The organism is Emticicia sp. BO119, assembly GCF_013912375.1.
Taxonomy (GTDB): Bacteria; Bacteroidota; Bacteroidia; order Cytophagales; family Spirosomataceae; genus Emticicia.
This window is the reverse complement of record NZ_JACETV010000003.1, coordinates 73,092-95,288: the sequence shown is the minus strand read 5'-3', so window position 1 is coordinate 95,288 and position 22,197 is coordinate 73,092. Positions and strand designations below refer to the sequence as shown.

Genomic DNA, 22,197 nt, shown 5'->3' with positions numbered 1-22,197 from the left:
TACGGAACAAGGAAAATCGGGTTTATTTTAAGCATTCTGTCTGGAAAAGTTATTGTTTGAATACGGCATAAAAATAGCAACTTTTAAAGGTGAGATAGATTTTACTTAATCTGTCTTGTGATGGTCGGGTCGGTTATCTTATCATCATTTGCCAATAAAAAGGCCTTGCTTAAAATGATAGAAAGTACTGCATCTCCCTCAAATGGTAAAAAAAGTTTATCTGTTGCACTTGGGTTTCTATCTGGTACTATGCACAGATAGTGGTCGTTTGGGGTCATTAATATATTGCCTGAACCTACATGAATTTTATAAGTGCGCAGCTTCCCTTTTACAACCAGAAAATTGCCTGTTATTTCTACGACTTTAGCTATTTTAAGCCTTGGTATAAGGCGTTCAAGCACTTGTTTACGTGTTTTAGCCAGTTCGCCTAAATCGCCGAAAGAATAAGTTTGCCAGTAATTATTTCCAAATCTATTACCTCCGTCAATCCAGTTGGGGTCATTACCAATGCTGCATACGCCTACGAATAAATCAACATCCCGCATCATTTCAGAGAAGACAATGGGCGGTACATCAGCTAAATTGATAGCACCATGATTATTGCAGAACCTCACCTGATCGGTAGAAATATAGTCATTCCCATGATTTGCCTCATTTACAAAATCTACCCAGAACTGAACTCTCAGATTCCAGTCTTTGAGATGTATCTCAGGTAATCCTCCATCATGGAACTGATTATAACCACCCCATCTTCTGGTTTTCAATAAAGCACCAAATTGATAATTTTTGAGAATATGTGCTGCAAAGCGGTTAGAGTAAGTTTGGGTTCGGATTTCTGCCTCTGTAAGAAGATAGAGTTCTCTGAAAGCCTGTTTAAATGGTTGAATGATCTGATGCTTTTCCAGTAAATTACGCCATAATAGGGTGAACTCTGCCTCATAACCAAGCGGATGCCATAGCTGTACCTGAGTTGAATCATCAATCCATGCAATAACATTCTCTTCATTATCAACCCATTCATCATTGAGATAAATGCCAACGGATTTTTTATTGTCCTTTTCAAATGCCCATATTAAGGGGCTTACTATGACTTTAAATAAGCCATTTTTCAGAAATGTTTCCTGCCAGTTGGCGTAATTCCAACTACGGTTTTTCAGGAAGAAACTTTCGATTCTGGTACTTTGCGCAGCGATGGTCTCACCAATTTTCTTAACCTTTTGCTGAAATAACTTTAATTCGTTCGGATAAGAATTTTTAACCTCAGCAGGCACAGATTTCTGTGCTTTACCTCCTTTACTCCATTCAATTTCAGTTTTGCCTGATGCTTTTACTTTAAGTCGGGCTTCATAAGAGCCGAATTGTTCTACCAATATACCATCACTATTCAAACCAAAATCGGGTACACCTTCGTCTTCTATCTCATCTTTCGTTTTATTTGACTTTGCCGCCATTTCAGCCAAACGGCTATTGATTACCTTATTCCCGTTGGTATTTTTTATTTTCTGATTAAGAACTGTCAGATAAGCTGAGCCTTCTTTATAAGGCAATTGTGAGAGCCCAAAAATACAGGCATTTCCCAGACGAGGAAGTAAAGCCCCTATTTCTGGTTTCTTTTTATAAGCAGCTATACACAATTCAACTAATTTATCAGCATAAGCCGGAGATTCTAAATAAGCACTTATCCATGCAAGGCCTCTTAAAATATCTTCATTTTTATCAAAAAACCATTTATCATGTTTTGAGCTATCATAATATCCTGCTCCTTCCTGATGCAAACTCCATAAAGTGTGAGGATTGGTTTTATGAAGCGTTTGTAAAAGTTCAATGGTTATATCAAAAACTGCCAAACCAAGTTCTATTATTTCAGTTTTACCGATTTTATCAATAATAGGGTTAATAATTGTAGCCCATTTCTTTGTCGGAACTGATTTATCGGATTCTTTAGACAGATTAATTAATAACTCCTGCTTTTGAGATGATAGATTCTTAAAATAACTAAACAGATAATTACCAACAGAGTCTTTATTAACAATATACTGGTTAAGAGAAAATTCTTTGGGTGGAGCCCCTATTTTTTTGACTAATGCATTAATCGCTTTATTGTCATATTGATTATTCGGTCTTTTCAAAGAAAAAACCGCCTCTTTGAGTTCCTCCGACAATGGATTTGTCTTCCCGTATTTTTCTATATAAGTCAAAAAAAGAAGATGTGGGAAATATGCGAAATTATCATAGGATTCTCTGGATAGTCCGGCAATCTGATGAAGAATATGTAACAACTCTTTTTCAGCTAAACCATTTTTAGATTTTAGCAAATGGGATAGCAATTGAGAGGCGGCAGACATTGTTTCATAATCTACCCTATTAATAAATTGTTGATAAGAAAACAAAAGAAAAGTACAGTACAAGCATAGATTTTTCTTTGTTTCAAGGCTTTCAGTTTTTAATCTTTCAGAAGAAGTAGTATTTTCTAACCGATAACGCCAGCTATCTTCATACGCAGTTTTTAGTTCTTCTGCAATTGTAACAAAGATAGCCCTTGCCGTCTCAAATTCGTCGCCAGATAAACCACTTATCGGCTTTCTGGATTGGGGAGTTGTAGTGTTCACAGACTTGTTATTTTTGGTTTAAGAGGTGTGTATTTTTCAGCCTCCAACCAATGGGGTTAATTTAATAAAACTTACTGTGGTGCTATCAGTAAGAAGTATTTCTTCATCAAGGCTATCAGGTTGGTAATTGTCAACCAGTAGAAAAAAGCCGTTTTTGGTAAAGGCATCTAAAGCAATATAAAACTGTTTTTCGGCATCTATCTGCCGCTTTTGCTTTGTTTCAGAATTGTTTAATATAGCTTCTATCATAGTTGGTTGAATAAGCCCGAAGAAGCGGTTGTCAGGTTTCTGGTTATAGGCTTCTACTTCGGTGTAGATGCGGGCTTTAATTAAATCCCTGACGGTAATTGTTTCATTTCTGACTTCTATCTCAATCTGATTGAGGATTTTGCCGACAGCAGTTTCGTCATTAATTGTGATGGTTTTCATTCTAATTCAGAGTAATGTTGGGTGTTTTCATAAACTTCTAAATTAATACTTTTGGCTTAATTATAGAAACTATATTTTATGATTTTGCTTTCAGATGGGAGATAATCAGGCAAATGTGGAAGGAAATTGCCGCTTTCGCATTATTCTAATTTGTTCTCTGTAATTTTGCAACGCAAATTTTTTTTCGCCAAGACCGAGATATTTTGCCTGAAAGTGGAAATCACGACCCCGAAATAGCCAATGACTATTCTGATTGTAGAAAAAACAGAAGATAATTTCAAGCTGATAGCTGAGGTATTAGCTGAATATTATCCGATGTCAGACCTGATTCATTGCCAGAGTATTCAGCAAACTCTGGCTGAGTTGGCCGTGAACGATGGGATAAGTCTGGGTTTTTTTGAAGTAGAACTGGCAGACGGACTGAGTTTTGAAATCTTTCAGCAAATAAATGTAGCGTTTCCGGTAGTTTTTATGTCGGCTTATGATAAATACTGGTCGCAGGCAATGCCCCTTAATGCCATAGATTATTTAAGAAAACCCATTGAAAAGACCGAAGTAATGAGGGTATTGGATAAGTACGAGACACTTGGCAAGCACTTTTTGCAGGCGGTTATAAAAACACGCCCCGATTATAAAGGGTTTTCAGCCAAAGACCGGTTGACTGTGAAGAAAGGTACGAATTATTATGTTATGAAAACCGATGAAGTAGCATTTATTTATACCGAATCAAGGGTGGTTTTTCTGATTGATAAAACCGGAGAACGATACATTATAGAAAAGAACCTGAGCGAACTGGAGTTGGAATTACCCAACCGGCAGTTTTTCAGAGTGAACCGGAAATTTATTGTAAGTATAGATGCTATCAGGAGCTTTAAACCCTCATTTAAAGGGAAAATAGCTTTAGAATTAATGCATCTGTCAAAGGCTGAAGTGAGTATAAGTCAGGAAAACGCAGCACAGTTCAGAAAATGGATTGAAGGATAAAACAAAACCATTAGAGTAGGTTTAAATTTTGTTATTCTGACCGAAAAGCACAGATTTTTCTGCAAAGCAAGGCGTATTTTGCAGATGTAGCCAGCAGCTACATCGAAAAAATACAACGCAGTGTAGCGGAAAAAGATGGCTTTGTAGGTCGAATCATAATTTTTAAACATACTCTTACTATAAAACTAAAGAAAATCATGAAAAGAAAGCTTTACTTAATTGCTTGTTTAGCCACGCATTGGGCATGGGCACAGGAAAACCCGGCAGATAGTGCCAAAGCGTTGAATGAAGTAGTGGTATCGGCATCAAGAATTGAAGAAAGTATTTTTAAAGCTCCTGTTTCGGTTACCAAAGTATCTGCCCTGCAACTCCAGCAATCCCCGGGTATTGAATTGATTTCTTCTTTATCGCGCTACAAAGGAATAGATGTGAGTCAGTCAAGTTGGTTTGTAACCAGCTTAAGCACCCGTGGATTCAACAGCTCTAAAGCCGAGCGTATCCTGCAATTAGCTGATTATGTCGATTTTATGTCGCCAACCTCCTCTTTATATGGAGGCAACTGGATGGGTACGCCCGATCTGGATATAGACAATATTGAAGTGATCTATGGAGCAAATTCTGCCCTTTATGGGTCGGGTGCTTTTAATGGCGTGATACTGATGCACTCGAAGGACCCTTTCAAGCATCAAGGATTAGCCCTTTCTGTCCGGGGAGGTTCCAGAAACCTGATGGATGGACAGATGAGATACGCACAGGTATTTGGTAAGCGTTTCGCTTTTAAACTCAATGCCAATTTTACACAAGGTAAAGAGTTTCTGGGCGAATCTGATGCCGCTATCAAAGCTGTTACGGCAGGAGGGCTGGCAGGGTCTGATGCGGCTAATAACGCCTACGGCTCACCTTTTGGCTGGAATAAAATCAACTATTTTGGCGATGTAGGCCTGACAGTCTCAGACCCAAAATATACTCAATACAATAATAACCAGCCCTACCGCATTTATATGCCGGGTTTCAAAGAGGCTGATATTATCGGGGCTAATGCCGGAAGTAAGTTTATTAATATCAATAGTTTTCAGGCAGGAAGCATACGCCTGAACCCGTCTTTGCATTTCAGGATTAATGACCGAACACAGGCTTCGTATGAATATCGATGGTCGATGGGTAATGGTATTTTTCAGAGTACCAGCCGATTTGCCTGGCGTGAAATGCAGTATGATTTGCATAAATTTGAAATAAAAAATAACCGTTGGTTTATCCGGGCTTATTCGATGTTCGACTACGGGGGAAAGGCCTATGAGATAGGAGGGGTAGCTAATGCCTTGCAGAATGTGCGTATGACGGGTCCTGAAAATGGGTCATTCCCTACTATTGCAGCTAATTATTTCAATGCATGGAATCAGATATTTGCTGCCGCACGGGGCAATGGCTCTGGTGGAGGCGCCCTCTCTGGTGTTTATACACCAGACCAGATAAACGGGGGCGTTCCAACCGGTTTTTCCATACCAGCCATTCAGGGTGGGCAATCTGTTCAGGATGCGGCTAAATTAGCCTTTAATCTTACACAAAACCTGCAACTAAGCCCGACGGCCGCAGGGGCCTCTGCTTCGCAATTTGGACAGATAACAAACAAGGTAGCCAATGGAGTAGGCGATTTATCAATCAACGGTTCAACGGTAAAAGGCGCAGCTTTTACCAATACTGCCCGCTATACAGATTTTTCGGCACAAAGAGAGTTTAAGTTTAATAAAACCGATATTGTAGTAGGCGGAGCTTATCGTACCTACCTCTTGAAATCAAACGGCACATTGCTTTCTGATGGTAATTTCTCACCCTTGACCGGAGAAAAGCGAAATGCCATTGTCAATTGGGAATCAGGCGTTTATGGGCAGATTCAGCAAAAACTTTTAGCTGATAAACTAACCTTGGCTGCGGCAGGCAGGGTAGATTTCTTCCAGAATTTTGGCTCCAGATTTTCGCCACGTATTTCGGCAGTCTATTCAGTGGGTCGTCATAATTTCAGAGCAAATTATGCCACGGCTTTCAGGGCCCCTGCACAGCTTGACCAGTATATTTACTTAGATTATGGTAGTATTTTATTGATAGGCAACGTCGAAAACGGTTTTAAAGGTCTCAGTTCAGCGGGTACACAGCCTTATGAAGTAAAAAAACTGGCACCTGAAAAAATGAATAGCTGGGAGTTAGGCTACAAAGGATTACTAACCAAAGATTTGCAGATAGACCTGAGCTACTACCGTAGTTTATATAATGGCTTTATAGGCATCGTTCGTTTCCAGGGAAGGGAAGACGGCAAAATGCCTGAGGGAAATTTCCAGCAAAAAACAGGCGACTGGTCAAAAACAGCCCCCGACCGCACCAGAGGAAGGTTCATTCAGACCTGGGCTAACTTTGATAAGCCCGTTACAACACAAGGGGCATTTATAAGCCTTGATTATCGGGTGAATAGTAAACTAAGTGTCTATGGCAATTATACCTGGGCTAAAATTTCAGATATTAAAGACCTGATTGCCGGATTCAATACTCCTGAGCACAAGTTTAACATTGGCGCAAACGGTTTGATTACAAAGAACTTCTCATACGCGCTTAATTACCGTTGGAGCAGCACTTATATGTATTTTATGCCTTTTGATGAGGGAGAAATCAAGGCTTTTGGCACTTTAGATGCGCAGTTGAACTATTATCTGAAAGATATTCATAGTACTGTCAAAGTAGGAGGCACAAACCTTACCAACGCCAACGCCATTACGGTTTATGGGTCTGCACCAATTACCCGTATTATCTATGCCGGAATTGTTTGTGACCTCAATTTCAATAAAAATGGCAAATAAGCGTTAAGTGTCTTGAACTTTGATTTAATGATTGGACTGATTTTTTGTGGAAATTCATTAACTTGGAGAATGATTAATCTCTATTTTTAATTAGTGAAATCATCAAATGAGTTAAATCAAAGTTCAGGATAATCTATTTCGCAAATGCGTAAGTTAGCTATACTGGCCTTCTTTTGGGCTATTATGCCGACAGTTTGGGCTCAATATTCGATTACTTTAAAAGATACACGGATTGATATAAAACCCGTTGGCTACCATATTGCCGGGGTGAAAGACGGGCGACCTCAGACAAATAACATCGGCACAATTATTACTTCTCTCAATGAAAAAGAACCTGTGTCTGTAACAGGTGGTGTAAAGAACGGCATTCAGAATTTTATCGCCAGAACCCTGGCTAAAGATGTGAATACAGTTCCAATCCTTTATCATATAAAAAAATTAACTATCGCCGAGACAAGGCGAGAGGGGGGCATCAATGGCAGGATGTCGTTATCAGTGAGTTTTGAACGTATCGGAAGAAACGATACCATTTCATTGGTTAATTCCGACGTATTTATGGACTATAAACGTTCGGTAGTGGCTACACCTAATATGAACAACCTTGAGTCGGTACTCCATCAGTTGATTGTTCAGACCCTCGACTACTTTACAGACTGGATAGCTATTAATCATGAGAAACACGAAGCGCTGAGCAAAGGTGTGGAGATAACTCTTTTGCCGGATTATACAAAAAATGACAGGGATACTATCTATTACGAAACACGTAAGGTAAACTGGGACGATTTCAGGGGCAGACCCGCATCAGTTACCCGGTATGGTGCCGCTATTTTCAGTAATTTTGGCTATCATTCTTCTTTCAAAGTTTCAAAAGGGCTGATTCAGGCATATATTGAAACCAGAACTTATATGGTCAGAGGAATGTCGTGGGCTAACGAAACCGCCAAGACCGACTATTCGCTGGCGCACGAGCAACTGCATTTTGATATTACCAAACTGGTGGTAGAGCGTTTCAAGAAAAAAATAAAGGCTATGCATGCCGAAAGTATAGAAGATTTGAATAGCATGATTCAGTATGAATACCTCGAGTCATACAAAGAAATGAACAGATTGCAAAGAGAATACGACGACCAAACCCGCCATAGCATAGATACCTTCAAACAAGCCGAATGGGCACAAAAAGTGAAGATGTGGCTGAGTGAAGTTGATGCCTGAAAAAAAACTCCCTTTCTGCCAGGAAAGGGAGTTTGAAAGACTTAAGAACTTATTCCGTATCACCAACCATCATCAGATGGCTTTGGTTTGGCGGCAGGCTTTTTACCGGCAGGGGTATTACCTGCTTTTAATGTGCCTGCAGCAGGAGCTGTAATACCATTGGCAGCTACTAAAGTGCCTTTGTCAACTTTTGAGAACACACGGCTTACAATCTTCCACTCTCCGTTTATTTTCAGCAGATTCAGAAAATCTACATATTTAAAGGTATCAAATTCTTCTTCAGTTACGGCTGTTCCGGCCGTTCCGGCATAGCTGTAACTTACAATATTGCTCTTCCATTTAGCCCCTCCGGCAGGTACCGATGCAATGAATTTCTTTACCGGAATCTCGGCAATACGGCCATTAGATAAGCTACGCAGATTGGCAGCATAATGAAATGCACGGTTCAGTTTGGCAGAATCTCCTGCAGCACCCCCGTCAAGATAATTGTAGAGGGTTTCCTTGATAGCGTCGTCGTCCGATTGTGCACTGACTTTCACAGAAAAGCCAAGCAATAAGATACAAGCGAGTAATAATCTATTACATTTCATCGGTATAATGGTTTTAATCTTCTCCTCAAATTAACGAAAATAATACCGGAGTATTGCAACTTTTTTCTGCATTATTTCCTGAATTCTTAATATTTTTTTAATGCAAAATCCCTCCTTTTATCTTCTATAAGATCAATTTTTGTTTTATATGATATAAAAAATCTTGTTTTTGGGCTGAATTTTGTAATTAATCAAATTTTAAAATAAAATCTAAAAAATAATTAAGTATTTCTGTTACTTTAGCAAGCGGATACGTCTAAAAACCGACTGCAAACAGATACCGCATCCAAAATTTACGTATAGCCAAATAATTATCGTATTTTTTGGTGAAGGTATCAGGATTTTAATACATTTGCAGTACTTATTATTTATCAATTATTAACAAAACAATTACGAAAATGGGATTAATGTCATTTTTTAAAGGAGTAGGTGAAAAACTATTCGGCCACAAAGAAGAAGCAGCACCGGCTGAGAAAAAAGAAGAATTGAAAGCAAGCGTTCTTTTAGCTCATGTTCAGAAACTTGGTTTGGCATTCAATACATTGACCATTAAAACAACAGGTGATACTGTAACTTTAGTGGGTGAAGTAGACAAACAGGAAGATGCCGAGAAAATTGCTTTGGCAGTTGGTAACGTTGAAGGTGTACACATGGTTGACAATCAGTTGACTGTAGCTACCCCTGAACCGGAGGCACAATTCCATACAGTAGAAAAAGGTGATACTTTGTCTAAAATCGCAAAAACCTACTACGGCGATATGATGAAATATCCGGTTATTTTTGAAGCAAACAAGCCGATGCTGACCCACCCTGATAAAATTTATCCGGGTCAGGTATTGAGAATTCCGGCTCTTTAATAATATACAAGAAAGCCCTCGTAAGAGGGCTTTCTTTTGTTTCAGCGTTTCTAAACTTTATTTGGTAATCACTACTTTTCTATTGATTGTTTTTTCTCCTACTGTAATTTTTAGAATATAATTCCCGGTATTAAAAGGGGTTAAATCAATAAATTCCTGCTTTCTCTGATTAGCTTTTGATACATCCTGTCGTAACACTTTGCCGGTTATATCTACCAGTGAAATCACTGTAGTAGCAGGTTGGGGTGAAAGAAACTCAACCGTAAGTTGCTCACTGGCAGGGTTCGGAAATACCCTGATACTTTCTTTTATGGTTTCTTCGGTTGCTAACGGCTCCAGAATAATAATTCGTGCACTGCCCGATATTACCCCTGCTCCGCAGGTGTTTTTTACTTCGGTGAGTTCATAAGTGGTTGTCCGGGCGGGTTTTACACCTATTACAAAAGAACTGGTATTGATAGCAAAGTTTTTACCATCTGATAAAGTTACCGAAACCGGAAAACTACCTGTAATATTTAGTTTCAGTGCAGAGCTGTCACCTAATAAAATCGTATTATCTCCGCTTAGGGTAGCGGTAGGTGAAGCATGAATTTTTACATCTATCTTAGCTTTACTACTTTCACAACCAGACCCATTCGTCTGCGTTACAAAATAGGTAAATATGCCTTCTTTGGTGGTAGGGGGTATTAGTGAATTATAAGATTTCAAATCGTTTTCGTCTACATACCATTTGATATTTGCCCCTGTGGCTGTTAAAGTCTGAGGAGCACTATTCTGGCATAAATTAATAACCGGATTAACCAGAGGTGGGTCAGGCGGTGAAACAATAGTCAGTGGCCCTATTGCAGCACTGAATAAAGATGAGTTTTTAGCCACTACTTTTAAACGATACCCCGAACCTGTTCTGAAATCGGCAGGAATCTGTGCCGATAGATTAAATAACGATACCTGTGTAGGTAAGTCTGTGAAATTCTGCCCTGATAGATCTGAAATCTGTATGCTTAGCTGATTATCGAAAGAAAGTGAGCCCGAAATACTGATTGAAAGTTTAATAGCTTGCCCCTGACAAATGGTTGTCGTGCTTAATCCTGTAGCACGTATCTGAGGTTGTGTTACATTGATGGTGGCATTTCCGTTTTTTTCTCCTTCACCACACATATTACGAACAGATGTTACGGCAAAAACAGTAGTTTCGTTCAGTATTTTGCTAAACGTAAAGGTATTCTGGCGGGTATCTTTAACAGATGTACCATCAGATAAATCAAACGACCATGTACCACTCCCTTTAAGGCTAAGCGTGAAATTGATAGTCTCGCCTGCATCAATAGCTGTTTTATCAGGAATTAAATAGGCCGCCGGATAACTGCGAACCGCAAAGCTCTCACTGATTGGACTCGTAGTTTGTGGAAGGGTGGCTGTTAATCTGACGTGGTAGTTTTCTCCTTCCGGCAAATCATAAGGTAGTTGTAATATTACCCTGCTTCCACGTCTTTTTGAGTCAATAAACTTATAATTTTTACCCGCATTATCAGATATTTCTGCTATGACCTGATTTCCCTCTTCAAACAAACCCTCTAAGTTATAAGTGATTTGCATCGAATCGCCCACGCAATACATGCTTTTATTCAGGTTCTTTATTGCCACAAAATTGCTCAGACTCTGCCCTGCAATCTGGTATTCGGCAGATGGTGAAAACCTGATTCCGAACGAAGCCTGCATTTTCAGATACTGCTGCTCAGTGAAGACACTCCCGCAATTCTGATAATACGACATAAAATTGTCGGTTGCAGGAGCAAACCTGTCGCCATTGGCATCTACCACATTTGATGGGGCCGGGTCTGTACAGTTAAAGGCAGCCGAAATAGGTAATCTTTCAAACGGGTCAGCGGGGGTATCAGACAGTTGGTCGCCCATCATTACGCAATTAGAACCTGCCCCTCTTGTAACGAGCTCTCTTTCAGATACATCAGGATTGTTACTGTCCTGAAAGGTATGCAACAGCCCGAAATAATGCCCGAATTCATGTAGAAAAGTTTTGTTTTTGAGGCTCTGAATATCATTCGCAGTATTTTCAAAATAGGAGTAGAAAATACGGTTGCTGTTAGAGGCCAGACTTGGCAAAGTAGCATAGCCACTTAAAACGGTTAAATCGGCCAGACTGATAGTTTTTGCAAAGTAGATATTTACGGCATTCTGGACATCATATTTTTTCCTGAGTTCTGCTTCGTTGGCCACTTTAAACTCAAAATACTTATCGTCTTTAATAGTGTAGACCTGATTATTGAGCAGATATAACTCAACATTGATATTTTGCAGGTAAGTATTGGCATGGGCTATGATACCTCTTACATCGGTTTCGTTCAGCACTGAAGCTGCCGGGGTGTTTGTGCCTGAAATGATATTGATTTTTACGGCAACTTTATAGTTGGTTACACGAGCCTTGCCTGAAGATTTTTGCTGAATGAAACTCTGATACTGTGTAAAGAGTGACTTTTTTTCCTGAGTTGTCGGAGAAGGCATACCACAATGCCACTGGGCGAAAAGATTTTCACTTTGCCCCAACAAAAGTAGCAAAACTGTAAAGGTTAAAAGGGTCTTCATTCTCAAAGATTCACTCTTCAATAGCGTAAAAAACAATTACGGGATTCGGGTAAACAAGACACGGAACTATTCGGACTTCACTCATTAGGCCCAAATAGCTGTCTTCAGCAAAAGTAGATAAACTCAGAAAGTGGTTACGATAAAACTCTGTGATATTCAGTCTTAAATTTAGTAAATTCTTCTTCCAAAACAATCATTTTTTCGATGAAATGCGATAAATCACCTGTTTTTGACGGCACTTCTATATTTTTAGTGATTTCATGTATGCGTGATAAGCCGATTGTACCCGAGTTTCCCTTTAAAGTATGTAGTTCGCTCTGAATGGTTTTAACGTTATCAGGATATGCCTCTCTGGTATTCTGAATCTGTTCCTGTGCTTCGGTTTCAAAATCTTCAAAGACAGTCAGTAACATTTCTTCGCCAACCATTTCTTTCAACTGGTTTACTACTTCCATATCAAACATAGGTATATCCGCTGATACACTGAAATCAGGTGTAGATTGATCAGAGTTAGTTGAAATAGTTTCCGAAGCAATCTTTTCGGCAACCTGCTGAAATGGGATATGCGTTGTTTCAGGGCTGATAGCTGAGCCTCTGTCAGATGGTAAATTATTTTCTTCACGGCCTCCGGTTTTTACCAGTTCGTTTACTTTTTGCACCAGCACTGCCGCCCGGATAGGCTTAGGCACGTAGTCGTCCATACCTTCGCTCAGAAAACGTTCGCGATCGTGCTGCATTGAATAGGCGGTCATTGCCACTACCTTGGGCAAAGACGTGCCATACAAGGTTCTCATTCTTTTGGTGGTTTCTATACCGTCCATTTCAGGCATCTGAATATCCATAAATATCAGATCAAAGGAGGTATCGTTTCCGAAAATTTCAATGGCTTTTGCCCCACTTTCGGCAGTAATTACCTTACAACCTGACTTCTGCAATATTTCTGAGGCTACTTTCCGGTTTACCTGATTGTCATCTACCAATAAAATTTTAGGGGAATAAGTGTGAAAGAAGTTTGTGAGTTGTATTTCATTTTCATTGCTATCAGAAACACTTGGGCTGATACTGGTTGAACGTACTTCGATCGTAAACCAGAAAGTACTGCCTTTGCCTTCGTTAGATATAACACCCATATCACCCTTCATCAACCGGCACAATTCTCTTGAAATGGCCAGGCCGAGGCCTGTTCCGCCAAAGGATTTCTTGGTCGAATTATCTAATTGCTGGAATGCTCCGAACAAAAGTTTCTGGTCTTCTTCTGAAATACCAATGCCCGAATCTTTGATTTCTCCTTTCAGTACATGGATTTTACCATTGGAAGAAACCTTAGACAAAGAAACGGTTACAGTTCCGTTTTCGGTAAATTTCAGGGCATTAGAGGTCAGATTCGAGAAAATCTGTAGCAAGCGTGTCTGGTCTGCTATCAGATAGGCAGGCACATCTTCGGCAATATGGTAGGTAAGTTTATTGTTTTTTTCAATGGCTCTCTGGCGGAATAATGCTACCAGTCGTTCAAGTAGCTCTTTAATATCCAGCGGAGCATTATGCAAATCCATCTTGCCTGCCTCGATCTTTGATAAATCAAGAATATCATTCAGAATCGTCAGCAACGTTTCTGACGATTTCTTGATGGTCTGTACATAATCCCTTTGTTCAGGGTTCAGGGGTGTTTCGTACATCAGGTCAATCATGCCAATCACCCCGTTCATTGGCGTTCGGATCTCGTGGCTCATATTGGCCAGGAAACGTTCCTTTACTTTTAGTGACCGTTCGGCTTCATCTTTGGCAATAAGCAAATCTTCATTAGCATTTTTCAATTCCGAAATATCCCGTGCTACGCCCTCTACCTCTACAGGAATCCCCTTTGCGTCTTTAATCATTCGGATATTGAGCATAAATTGTCGCAATTCTCCATCCTTGCGTTTCACAACTACCTCAAAATTCGTAATACTACCCGATTTCAGCAGGCTTTTGATATTTTTTGAACTATCAATAGCATTCTCAAAAAATTTATCCACCTTGTTGCCCATTACTTCTTCAACAGTATAGCCCGTATGAGTATATACTGACGGAGAAATCATGCTGATGTTTCCGGCCAAATCGGTTCTATAATAAATATCAATGAATGACTCGATCGTATCACGGAATTTCTGCTCACTTTTCTGAAGTGTAATGGTTGAGTTTTTCTTCTCTGTAATATTCTGGGCAATACCCGAAATCTCTTCAATCTGCCCGGTTGAAGACGACAAAATAGGGTTCAGATAAAACTCATACCAATCATCACCTCCATCTATCTGCCCCCAGTGCATTTCAAAATACTGAGGTACGCCCTTAAAGGCTTCATTGTATTTATCCCGTAGAACCGGGCGGTCTTCGGGTGCGATTAACCGCCAGCCTATTTTTTCTGTACTTGAATTGATCTGAGGCGGAAACCCAAGATTTTTCTTGATCAGTTCTTCGTAATTCTTGTTAAAAGAGCTCAACTGGCGTTTCAGATTGACCGTCCAGATAACGTGTGAACTGCTATCAAACACAGCATTCAGACGAGATGTCTGGCGGAGCAGGTCTTCCTCATTCTGTTTTCTTACCAAAGCGGCAGCTACCTGTCCCGAAATAAACTCTAATAGCTCTAAGTCTCTGATATTGAACTTATTGCGGTCACTATATGATTGTACGCCAATTACCCCAGTTGTATTGGTATCTACTTTCAGTGGCACACATAGCATCACTTCCGGCAATGAGGAGCCGTATAGGGTTAAACGCTCGGTTTCTGCTAATTTTTCAATATCTTCCTTGTAGAGAAAAAGGGGTTTATTCTGCACCATTGAGTACTCAATAATACCATTACCAAGTTTACGACGCAGAAAATTCTCGCTCGTTTCGTAATACTCGTCTACTACATACGGGTAATAAATGGTGCCATCTTCCGGCTCAAAAAGTGCTACAAAGAAGTTATTGGCCTGAATTTTCTTTTGCAGTTCCTCGTGTACCTGAGTCAGAAAATCTTTAAGACTAAGCGTGTTGAGATTAAGCTGGGCAATGGTATAGTATAGTTGTTGTGCTCTTTCAGCCCGACGACGTAGCGTAATGTCTCTGAACAAGCACCGGAAAGCTGTAGGATGCCCGTTTTCAAACCGACAACTGATGTCGCCTGACAGATACACACGTTTGCTCTCTTTGTTGCGCATAACAGTCTGAAAATCCACTACCTGCTTATCTGCCTTGATTTGCTCCAGAGTATCAAGCATTTCCTGCGCAAATTGCGGGTGCAGAATATCCTGTAAAGAAAGCCGGGCAAGCTCTTCACTGCTATAGCCTAATACTTCTCTGAAAGCCTTATTCACAAACAAAAACCGACCACTCAGCGAAAGGAGCATGATAATTTCTGAAGTATTATCAACTAAATCCTGTAGCTGGTCAATGGCATTGGTATGCTCGGCTTCATCGAGCTTGCGTTTGAGTTTTTCAATCTCAAACAATAATTCTTCCTGGGATCTCTCAACCGTCATCGTTTGGGTAGTATTTTAACAGAGCCAAATCTACGAAGAAAGATGAAGATTTTAAATGTTAATTATATAGAGGGCTTATACAATTTTACTCACTCACCACCACCGCCAACCGGTTAGTCTCCTTATTCACAGCCATGCGGGTGATTTTTTTGAGCATAGGCAAATCTTTAGTATCAACCTGTTGCCATGCTTTGCCTGATTGAGGTTTGCAAGCATATAGTTTTTCACCATCGCTCGTCAGAATATAGCCATTGGTCGTCCAGCATATATCTTCTGATTTGCCAAATGTATTTATGATTGGGCTTATAGCTTTGGTAGCAGGGTCAAATTGTTTGATTACCCATTGGTCAGCAGAAGATTTATCAATAAAACTAAATGCTTGCTGGTTAGGGATTTTGTGAAGCGAACGCCCGGGCTTTCGGGCTATAATCGTGGTTTCGCTGGTAGCAAGGTTATACTCATGTAGATTATTGGTAGAGTCAGCCAATACAAACAGAAGCAGACTATTGGCATCAATCCAGGTATGATAACCCACTTTCAGATTATCTATTAATACTTTGGCAGGAGAGTTTCCTCCGGTAATCATGTATTGCCCTAAATCCTGCTGGCCGTTATCCCGTTGAATGATGCAGGATAAATTATAACCGTCAGGTGTGACAGTAGGGGAGTATTCTCTTTCAGATGTATTCGTAATTTGTCTGGTAAAATATTTGGAGTAATCATAGGCTTTAATGTCTGTTCTACCACTATCATTGGCCGAAGCGTAATAAACGATAGGATACTGTGGATGAAAAAAAGGCTGGCTATCATAGCCTTTGTGCATAGTAATATTAACAGGATTGGATAAACTGAACTGGTTATTGCTGAATTTTAAATCAAACAGATAGATTTCAGTGCCTCCCTGGGCAACACTTATAAAGGGGAGCAGGAGGTATAAAAAGGTAAGGATTCGTTTCATGTATCTGGTTTTTAAACCAAAAGTATCATAAAAAACATAAAACAAAAAAATCGGAGCAACTAAACAGCTACCCCGATTAAGGTTTTGGTAAGATAGTAATATATTATCTTATCGAACCTGTATTGATTACATTTTCACGAATGTTGTTATCAGCTACAATAATAAAGTCAACTCTACGGTTTTTATTCCGGCCGGTATAGCTCTTATTCGAATACTTCGGTATCTTCTCCCCATATCCGTCAACTAAAAGTCTTTTTTCTTCAATACCCGCACCTTTCAGATAATTTGCCACCTGAATCGCTCTTTTTTTTGATAAGTTTTCATTGTATTCTTTGCTGCCGGTAGCATCTGTGTGGCCATTTACTACCACAAAAGTATTTGGCATTTGTTTTAAAGAGTAAGCCACTCTTAACAGGTCTCCTTTTGCTTCTTCATTAATCATGTATGAATCAACATTGAATATATTACCTTTGTTCATGGTCACAATCAGCCCTTCATCATAGGTCTCAACCATCGCAATATCGCCGAGGTTTTCATTCAATGCCGGAACATATCCGGCCATCATTCTTTTAATTTCTTCTCCTGAAGTTCCACCTAAAGATACAGTCGAAATAGCCGCCTGCTCGTCATGTGGTGGGGTAATCATCGTTGTCTGATTGTCATTGGTCGATATATCTCTTCCTGACATTCCACCTGTTGACCGACAACTCATATTTGTATAACCGACTGCTAATAATGAGGCGGCTAAAACAAGCGATTTTGAAACAATATTACGTTGCATGGTTTTAATATTTTTGGTAATAATTTATTAATATGTTTAAAAAGCTGTTCCAAACATCATGTTTTTATAAAGTAGGGGCTAAAAAGTGCAAAAGCATAGACAAAATGTAGAGGATAATCAACAAAATTCCATCAATTCAATATCATTCTTGGCAGAAAGAACTAATTTTGGGCATGCAAAAAGTCAAACCTAAAAAACACCTCGGGCAGCATTTTCTTAAAGACCTGAATGCCGCCGAACGGATTGTGAATTTGCTTTCACGCCATCAAAATTATACGAAAGTTCTGGAGATAGGTCCCGGTATGGGTGTACTGACACAGTTTTTATTGAAAAAGACTGATTACCAGACTTCTGTGGTTGAAATAGATACAGAGTCAGTAGAATATCTCAACAAAAATTTTTCTGATTTAGGAGACCGTATTTTTTCGGAAGACTTTCTGAAAATGGATTTAACCAACCTGAAAGGTTTTGATAGCACCGAACCCATAGCTATTATCGGCAATTTCCCTTATAATATTTCCTCGCAGATATTCTTTAAAGTATTGGAACATAAAGATACCGTTGTAGAAGTAGTTTGTATGTTGCAGAAAGAAGTAGCCAAACGCATTGCCTCTCCACCCGGTAATAAAGATTATGGCATTCTGAGTGTGCTTTTACAGGCATTTTATGAGATTAAGTATGAATTTACTGTATTACCCGGGGCATTTAATCCTCCACCCAAGGTTGACTCCGGCGTGATTAGTCTACGAAGAAATGGGGTTGATAAACTGGAGTGCGACGAGAGAAAGTTTTTTCAGGTTGTAAAAGCAGGTTTTAACCAACGACGTAAAACCCTGCGGAATGCTTTAAAACCTATTGGACTGAATTTTGAACATGAATTACTGAATAAACGAGCTGAACAATTAGGCGTGGCAGAGTTTGTACTACTAACAAAGGCATTTACTGAAAACTAATGAGTAGACATGACTACTTTTGAGCTAACCAAGGAGTACATAGAAAAACTGGAGGAGGCTATTGAGCAGAAAGACGAAAAACTGCTGAAAGCCGAAATGGAAGATTTATATCCGGCTGATATTGCCGGAATCCTGCTCGAGCTTGATGCAACGCAGGGACATTACCTGTTGAATGTGGTTGACATAGCGGTAGGTGCAGAAATACTTTCACATATTGAACCAGATGCACGTAAGACTTTTATTAAAGAACAGTTTACGGTTGAGGAAATTGCCAGATATGTAAACCTTTTTGATTCGGATGATGCAGCAGACTTATTGAACGAGCAATCGATAGAGGTGCGTGAGAAAGTAATTGCTTTATTGGATGACCGTGAGCAGGCACGCTTTATTATAGACCTGATGTATTATCCCAAGGATATTGCCGGAGGGTTGATGCAGAAAGAATTAGTAAAGGTAAACACAAACTGGACAGTAAGTGAGTGTGTGGAGGAAATCAGACGGCAGGCCGAAGATGTTGAAAAAGTATATGCAATTTATGTAGTAGATGACGACCAGAAATTACATGGGATTGTATCGCTGAAGCAGATTGTACTGGCTCGGAAAAACACCAGAATTGAAAATATTTTAGACGGAGATATTGTATTTGTAGAAACTACAGACCCCGCCGAAGAAGTAGCCGACAGGATGCAGAAGTATGACCTGGAGGCAATTCCGGTAGTAAATACCTTAGGGAGGTTACTGGGTAGGATTACAATTGATGACGTACTTGACTTTGTTACCGATAAAGCCGAAGAAGATATTCAGGTAATGGCCGGTATTACAGGTGAAGCCGAAGAAGATGATACTGTATGGCACCTCGCTAAAGCTCGTTTACCCTGGTTGGTAGTAGGGGTGGCCGGAAGTCTTTTAGCGGCCACGGTTATCAAAAGTTTTGAAGCCGAATTTCAGAAAGTGGCTGCCTTAGCTGCTTTTATTCCGATTATGGGTTCTACTGGAGGTAATGTAGGTATCCAGACCTCTTCTCTCATTGTACAGAGCCTTGCCGAGAAAACAGGTATTACCACCAGTTTATGGCAACGGCTGCTGAAAATCATTTTAGTTGCCCTTGTAAATGGCCTGGTGATTGGCGCATTGGCTGGGGCTTATATTTACCTGATAGGTGAGCCAGACCTCTTTTTAGTGGTTTGCTTCTCTTTATTATCAGTGGTAGTATTAGCCTCTTTTATGGGCACGGTTACACCTCTGCTCTTAGATAGAATAGGAGTAAACCCTGCCATTGCTTCAGGGCCTTTTATTACTACTGCCAATGATATTATCGGTATTGGTACTTATTTAATTATCGCAGATTTATTGCTACATCTCTAAATATTATGATTGCAGTTATACAACGTGTAAGTCAGGCATCAGTTACTATTGACAATATCGTAAAAGGACAAATAGGCACAGGTTTTCTGATATTGTTGGGTATTACACATACCGATACAATGGAAGATATAGAATGGCTTTCAAAGAAAATTGTAGGACTGCGCGTATTCGGTGACACAGAAGGAAAGATGAATCTGGATATTTCTGCCGTTGACGGTAAAATTTTATTGATTAGCCAGTTTACCTTGCATGCCAGCACAAAAAAAGGCAACAGACCTTCATTCATTGAAGCGGCACGCCCGGAGGTAGCTATCCCACTCTACGAAAAAATGATTGCTCAATTAACTCAGGACTCTGGTAAACCCATTGAAACCGGAGAGTTTGGGGCTGATATGAAAGTAGCACTATTAAACGATGGCCCTGTGACGATAATTATTGATACGAAGAATAGGATTTGAATAGAATTCGTTAAATTTGATAATAATTAAGAACGATAATGGTTGAGATTTCCGAAAAAACGAGGAGTAAAGCGAGCGGTATGAAGATACCTGCTATACTTGTGCGCGACGAAATCGATGGTAAAAAGTATTATCGCAAGGGTTATAAAGATGTTTTAGCTGGTACAAAGACAATTGATGACATTATTGGCGCAAGTGTATTTCAGGCATTTATTGTGAGTTTCATAGGTACTTATGTGAATGGCTTGCTTCCTAAAAACTGGTATGCGCTGACAGGCGAATCAGGTGTTAATTTATCTAAGAAGAATAATCTTTCTACCGATATTGCCATTGTAGATATTAATGAAATCGGGAATATATTCTCAACCAAATATCTGGATATTGCGCCTAAGGTAGTTTTAGAGGTGGACGTAAAGATTGATTTGGAAAAAGGGAAAGATTATGATTATATCCAACGCAAAACCAAAAAACTACTGGAATTTGGTGTAGAAAAAGTATTCTGGATTCTTACTTCCCAACGGCAAGTGATTGTAGCCGAAAAAGAGAACCCAACCTGGAGTATCATCAACTGGCAAACAAAAATGGAGGTATTTGAAAATATTTCCTTTTCTATTGAACAGATTCTTGCTGAAAAAGGCTTTCAAATACCTCCTGTTGAGGAATAATCACCCCCTCAAATGCCAGGCCTTAGGCTTAACAAAGGCTCTTATCCCGGCATGAGACAACGTTGCACCAAAGCCGGAGTTTTTACGGCCGCTCCAGGGTAGGGGAGCAGATACACGGTCGCAGCAGTTCCAGTAGCCTGTTCCGGCATTTACCTGTTTTAATATTTTTTCCGCGCGTTTTTTGTCTGCGGTATATACAGCTGCTGTCAGCCCATACTCCGTATCCTGCATGAGTTTGGTAGCTTCTTTATCGTCTTTTACTTTCATGATACCGATGATAGGCCCGAAAGATTCATCTTTCATTACACTCATTTGATGATTCACGCCTACCAATACTGTTGGCTCAAAGAAATAACCTTGTCCGGCAATACTTTTACCACCAATCAAAAGTTTTGCGCCTTTTTTCAAAGCATCCTGCACCTGATTTTCTAAAAACTCCAGTTGGGATTGACGGCTCAATGCCCCGATATAAACGCCTTCTTCTTTCGGCTCGCCAATTTTATAGCCATTTACCTCTTTTACAAATTCTTCTACATACTGGTCGTAAACCTTTTCGTGCACATAAATCCGCTCAACAGCACAGCAGCTCTGGCCGTTATTATAAAAAGCTCCATCGGCTGTTCCGGCAGCTACCGCCTGAATATCAGCTACATCATCAGCTACATACAATGGGTCTTTGCCTCCTAATTCAAGTTGGCAAGGCACCATTTTATGGGCTACTTTTTCATAAATAAATTGCCCGGTACGATACGAACCTGTGAAAAAATAGCCATCTAAGGGCATTTCCAACAATAACTCACCTACTTCTCGGGCACCAATGGCTACTTGAAAAACATCTTCCGGTATTCCTGCTATTTTAAGATATTTTTCAATCTTTTGTCCAGTCAGAGTAGAAAACTCGGAAGGTTTATAAAAAACCGCATTCCCACCGATTAAAGCCGGAATAAAAACATTGACACCAACCAGGAAAGGGTAGTTCCAGGCGGAAATATTACATATAACTCCTAAAGGCTCATAAGAGATCCGTTCGGTCAGATTATCCTGACGGGTTACTACTTCATCTTTCAGGTATTTCTGTGAGTTTTCTACAAAATATCTGATTCTGGCTCTGGCACCGTTTACCTCATTGCGCGCCTGTTGTAAAGGCTTACCCATTTCAGAGGTAAGTGTAGCTGCTAATTCTTCTATATTTTCAGCAATTAATTCTGAAAACCGGGCAATGATGCCAATACGCTTTTTCAAAGGAGTTCTTGCCCATGATTTCTGCCCTTTTTGCAACGTTTTCAGTTTTGTCTGAAGCGTTTCTGCATTATCTTCAACGAGCGTAGTAATAATTTCTTCGGTAGCCGGATTTATAACTTGCATATGTGCTTAATGATACAA

16 protein-coding genes are annotated in these 22,197 nt (G+C 39.8%); 8 read left to right on the top strand and 8 right to left on the bottom strand.

The annotated features are described in order from the left end of the window. Positions 1-101: 101 nt before the first annotated feature. Positions 102-2,609 (bottom strand): DUF4132 domain-containing protein, encoded by a 2,508-nt coding sequence (locus H1R81_RS27715; protein WP_181840946.1) that lies wholly within the window; start codon positions 2,607-2,609, stop codon positions 102-104. A 36-nt stretch (positions 2,610-2,645) separates the two neighbouring features. Beyond that, positions 2,646-3,038: a hypothetical protein gene (locus tag H1R81_RS11865; RefSeq protein ID WP_181840945.1), complete on the bottom strand. Its 393-nt coding sequence runs from the start codon at positions 3,036-3,038 to the stop codon at positions 2,646-2,648. 240 nt (positions 3,039-3,278) lie between these two features. On the opposite strand from H1R81_RS11865, the gene H1R81_RS11860 reads away from it, so the two are divergent. The 3 genes from H1R81_RS11860 (at position 3,279) to H1R81_RS11850 (ending at position 8,080) form a co-directional block, all read left to right on the top strand. Then, on the top strand, positions 3,279-4,022 hold the full coding sequence (locus H1R81_RS11860; RefSeq protein WP_181840944.1) for a LytTR family DNA-binding domain-containing protein: 744 nt from the start codon (positions 3,279-3,281) through the stop codon (positions 4,020-4,022). 197 nt (positions 4,023-4,219) lie between these two features. Beyond that, the gene (locus H1R81_RS11855) at positions 4,220-6,868 is read left to right on the top strand and encodes a TonB-dependent receptor (protein ID WP_181840943.1); all 2,649 of its coding nucleotides are present in this window, start codon (positions 4,220-4,222) and stop codon (positions 6,866-6,868) included. A gap of 144 nt (positions 6,869-7,012) precedes the next feature. Then, on the top strand, positions 7,013-8,080 hold the full coding sequence (locus tag H1R81_RS11850; RefSeq protein WP_181840942.1) for a hypothetical protein: 1,068 nt from the start codon (positions 7,013-7,015) through the stop codon (positions 8,078-8,080). 59 nt (positions 8,081-8,139) lie between these two features. On the opposite strand, the gene H1R81_RS11845 is transcribed toward H1R81_RS11850, so the two are convergent. Beyond that, positions 8,140-8,670 (bottom strand): nuclear transport factor 2 family protein, encoded by a 531-nt coding sequence (locus H1R81_RS11845; protein WP_181840941.1) that lies wholly within the window; start codon positions 8,668-8,670, stop codon positions 8,140-8,142. A 398-nt stretch (positions 8,671-9,068) separates the two neighbouring features. Between H1R81_RS11845 and lysM the strand changes: the two genes are divergently transcribed. After that, positions 9,069-9,527 (top strand): peptidoglycan-binding protein LysM, encoded by a 459-nt coding sequence (gene lysM / locus H1R81_RS11840; protein ID WP_181840940.1) that lies wholly within the window; start codon positions 9,069-9,071, stop codon positions 9,525-9,527. A gap of 57 nt (positions 9,528-9,584) precedes the next feature. Here lysM and H1R81_RS11835 read toward each other — a convergent pair whose 3' ends face one another. From H1R81_RS11835 to H1R81_RS11820, 4 genes are all read right to left on the bottom strand, one after another. Continuing rightward, positions 9,585-12,128 (bottom strand): zinc-dependent metalloprotease, encoded by a 2,544-nt coding sequence (locus H1R81_RS11835; RefSeq protein ID WP_181840939.1) that lies wholly within the window; start codon positions 12,126-12,128, stop codon positions 9,585-9,587. A gap of 134 nt (positions 12,129-12,262) precedes the next feature. After that, positions 12,263-15,634, bottom strand: a complete 3,372-nt coding sequence (locus tag H1R81_RS11830; RefSeq protein ID WP_181840938.1) for a PAS domain S-box protein — start codon at positions 15,632-15,634, stop codon at positions 12,263-12,265. A gap of 85 nt (positions 15,635-15,719) precedes the next feature. Beyond that, the gene (locus H1R81_RS11825; protein WP_181840937.1) at positions 15,720-16,592 is read right to left on the bottom strand and encodes a hypothetical protein; all 873 of its coding nucleotides are present in this window, start codon (positions 16,590-16,592) and stop codon (positions 15,720-15,722) included. Positions 16,593-16,695: 103 nt separating this feature from the next. Continuing rightward, entirely contained in the window at positions 16,696-17,373 is a 678-nt protein-coding gene (locus H1R81_RS11820) for an OmpA family protein (protein ID WP_181840936.1), read from the bottom strand. A gap of 173 nt (positions 17,374-17,546) precedes the next feature. On the opposite strand from H1R81_RS11820, the gene rsmA reads away from it, so the two are divergent. The 4 genes from rsmA to H1R81_RS11800 all read left to right on the top strand — a co-directional run bounded on the left by rsmA (position 17,547) and on the right by H1R81_RS11800 (position 20,814). Next, positions 17,547-18,326, top strand: a complete 780-nt coding sequence (gene rsmA / locus H1R81_RS11815; protein WP_181840935.1) for a 16S rRNA (adenine(1518)-N(6)/adenine(1519)-N(6))-dimethyltransferase RsmA — start codon at positions 17,547-17,549, stop codon at positions 18,324-18,326. Positions 18,327-18,335: 9 nt separating this feature from the next. Next, complete coding sequence (mgtE, locus tag H1R81_RS11810; RefSeq protein ID WP_181840934.1) at positions 18,336-19,691, top strand: magnesium transporter; 1,356 nt, start codon at positions 18,336-18,338, stop codon at positions 19,689-19,691. A gap of 5 nt (positions 19,692-19,696) precedes the next feature. Further along, positions 19,697-20,149 (top strand): D-aminoacyl-tRNA deacylase, encoded by a 453-nt coding sequence (dtd, locus tag H1R81_RS11805; RefSeq protein WP_181840933.1) that lies wholly within the window; start codon positions 19,697-19,699, stop codon positions 20,147-20,149. 80 nt (positions 20,150-20,229) lie between these two features. Further along, positions 20,230-20,814: a Uma2 family endonuclease gene (locus H1R81_RS11800; RefSeq protein WP_181840932.1), complete on the top strand. Its 585-nt coding sequence runs from the start codon at positions 20,230-20,232 to the stop codon at positions 20,812-20,814. Here the strand turns inward: H1R81_RS11800 and H1R81_RS11795 are convergent, their stop codons facing one another. Next, positions 20,815-22,179, bottom strand: coding sequence for an aldehyde dehydrogenase family protein (locus H1R81_RS11795; protein WP_181840931.1), 1,365 nt, complete (start codon positions 22,177-22,179; stop codon positions 20,815-20,817). Positions 22,180-22,197: the final 18 nt, after the last annotated feature.